The sequence below is a fragment of the Loigolactobacillus zhaoyuanensis genome (assembly GCF_003946385.1).
Taxonomy (GTDB): domain Bacteria; phylum Bacillota; class Bacilli; order Lactobacillales; family Lactobacillaceae; genus Loigolactobacillus; species Loigolactobacillus zhaoyuanensis.
In genome coordinates this window covers 1-3,435 of record NZ_RHOE01000110.1, presented here as the reverse complement: position 1 = coordinate 3,435, position 3,435 = coordinate 1, and the positions used below count along the sequence as shown (strand labels likewise).

Here is a 3,435-nt window from a genome sequence, read left to right as displayed (position 1 = left end):
CGCCTGGATTAACTACGGTCCCACCTGGGGTTGTGATCGTGCCACCTTCGGTGATCGTTGTCCCACCTGGGGTAGTTTGCGTACCACCTGGGGTAACCGTGTTTTCACCTGGTGTCGTAACTGTGCCATTCGGCGTTGTAGTTGTCCCACCTGGCGTTACAGTAGTTCCACCTGGCGTTGTTACCGTTCCACCTGGAGTGACGCCGGTGCCGCCTGGCGTTGTGATCGTGCCACCTTCGGTGATCGTTGTCCCACCTGGGGTAGTTTGCGTACCACCTGGGGTAACCGTGTTTTCACCTGGTGTCGTGACTGTACCGCCTGGCATAGTCGTTGTTCCACCTGGCGTGACGATTGTCCCACCTGGGGTAGTTTGCGTACCACCTGGGGTAACCGTGTTTTCACCTGGTGTCGTGACTGTACCGCCTGGCATAGTCGTTGTTCCACCTGGCGTGACGATTGTCCCACCTGGGGTCTTGATGCCACCTTCAGGGATCTCAGTTTCACTATTAGCAGTATAAGTTACCTTTTTATCTTGAGCAATTGGTGCAATTGTATCTGGCGTTAAAGTAAACGTTGCTGCAACCGGATCAGCCGTATAACCAGTAACTTTTGGCGAAGCAACCATGATCGTATAACTACCGTTTAGATTTACTGTAACAGTAACATCATCTGATTCTGCAGGTGCTTCTGGCGTCCAAATCGTTTCGCCAGCATCATTAGTACTTTGAACCCAAGTAACTACAACCGATTTACCAGCTGGTGTGCTTTCTCCAGCACCAGTATAAGTCACTGTATTAGTAATTTCCTTTGTAACTGTTTTGCTTACCGTAACGGTCCGTACAACATCAAATTTTTCTTCAGTTGTCTTACCTAGATACTCGTTATCGTCATCACCAGTTGATGGTGTATTATCGATTGGGTTAGTTGCCCGCTCGTTACCGAATAAGTTAGCGGTAATAGGACCATCAGTAACAACATTACCATTAGCATCTTTCACAGCCACGCCGTTGACTGTTGTACTAACAGTTGCTGGCGATGATACGGCGGTTAGATCGATTGCTTCGAAAACTGCATTACCAGCATCAGTTGCAATCCCATCTGCATTGGTTGTCCAGTTTGTGTAAACGATATTGCCATCTTTATCCAAACTAGCCGTCCGGTAAATATTTACGGTTGACGTCGCGTCAGCCGGCAAAGCGCTAGTTACACCTTCACCAGCAACATAGGTAATTTTTTGGTTAGCAGTTCCGGTTAAATAAGTAACACCGGTACCAGTAACGTCACCAGGATTACTTGGTGTGTAAATGATAGCTGAAACGTAGACCGTAATGTTATCAGTATTATCATCAGTCAGAGTGATAGTGATAGTGGCCGGATTATTAATATCATAGTTAGGGTAGTTAGGGTCATCAATTTCAAACCCTGCTGGCGCGGTAATAACATGCGTTCCTTGAGTATTAACGTTCCCTAAAACGTATTGAGTATCGACAATTTCGCCATCGCTGGTTTTGTAGTCAACTGTTGCTGAAGCCGGTGTAGTCGCTACTAAATAGTCAAACATATTATTATAATCAGATACATCTAATGTATATGATGTATAAACGCTACCAGTATCTTTCTCTTCGTTACCAGCACTGTAATAGGTATCCGTAGTCTTTTTGTTATAGTCAGTTGCTTCGCCAATGTGTGGAGTATACCAGTTTTTAGTATCATTCATCGAAACTGGGCTAGTCCATGAAAATGTCCCATCATTAGCATCAGTTGCTACCCATTCAGAAGAATAAGAGTCATCAGTATACTGAGTATATTTGATTTCATAACTCTTTTTACCAGTTGCTGTTGGATCAGCTTTATAATCAGCAATGGCTTTTTGGACGGCTGTATATTCTGCATCATAGACCGCTTTAATTAAATTGTTCGTCTCGGTCAAGTTACCAGAATAGTCAGCAAATTCATTGCCTTTATTATCTAGGACAACCGTAGCTGATTGAGACGTACCATCACTATTAAGGTTAGTGACCATGGTATTGGTTTTTGTTAACAAATAAGCACTAGCGTCTTGTGGCTTGCCACTAATCGCAGCTTGGAGCGCCGCTTCTTTGATGTTTACCGTACTGTTATTCAGATACTGCGCGGTGGTTAAGTAAAAACCATCATGCGATAACTTTGTTGTATCTGCTGCACCGTGAGAATCAGCAAATGACGCTTTATTGCCACCATTCCGATCAGTCGCTGTACTTGTTTTATTTGATGCTTTTAGTTCAGAAAGCTTCTTAGCTGTATCAAACGCCGTTTTATCCTGCAACAAATCATGTAGGTAATCATTTTGGCCATCAATAGCAGCAATATAATCAGCTCTTTCGATAGTATTACGAATCGAAGTGTAAACGTTAGTTATATACTGCGAGAAGAATATTTGTGGAAATGGTATATCACCAATAAAGTCAGTAGTTGCACCAAGAGCACCATAGGAGTATCCATTCATAATGGTATAGGTAATATCAGCAAACGTGGTACCATCATTTAAAAATTGAACGTCCCAATTATTTTGACCGCCTAAGGATACTGGGTTACCCAAAATTGCTTTTTCCATATAAGACTGAATTGCCGGCTGGAACATTGGAATATAAGCTGCAAAAACGTGATTTAGTTGCCACAGTGTATCATGAACTGCCTGGACCGGATTTGAATTTTTATCCGAGGTAGCTGCAATATAAAGTTCCGAAGTTGGATCCTTGACTTTCGCTTCCACAGCAGCAGCATCCTCATAGATTTTCCAAATATTCTTTTTGTCCTGAGAGGCAGCATCGGCATTAAACGCATTAATCCCGATACCATCAACGTCTGCCGGCATATTGGAGCCGGATACAGCATCCTTATTATAGGCAACTGAATTCGCGTATAAATTAGAAGAAGTAAGATCAGCCTTTAAGCCGGCACCCAGAGCCTCAAAATACGCATCTTGAATTTTGGCCCATTGTTTAATAAACGCTTGGTACCCAGCTTGATAATTAGCATCATCAATATGATCAGGTGCGTTATCAGTACCACCAAAGCCAAGAAAATTATTGTCAACATCCTTACTATCAATCCACCAAACACTCGGATCGGTGATATCAATGCCATAGGGTGTTTCTGTTTTTGTTAATTCTGAAATATCAACATGGATTTGTGAATAAGGAAGAAACACACGCTCCCCTACGTCATAAGGAACGTCTAAATGGATATCCTTCGAAGTATCGACCCCATTGGCAATCCGACCAGCTTCATAAACTTTACCTAAATCATCCTGAATTATGCATATGCATCAAATTGATTGGCCAAATTATCAGTTTTACGTAATTTCTCTATATTCACGACTTGGGCTAGTCATGACTAGCCAAGTTTGACTTAATTTAGTTAGTTTGATTAGTTTTCATACTTGATCGCGTCAAA

Annotated in this window: 1 protein-coding gene; it reads right to left on the bottom strand. The window is 42.5% G+C overall.

The features are described 5' to 3' along the window. The coding region (locus EKM76_RS12860; protein ID WP_225417949.1) for a hypothetical protein at positions 1–3,190 on the bottom strand (3,190 nt) is incomplete at its 3' end. Positions 3,191–3,435: the final 245 nt, after the last annotated feature.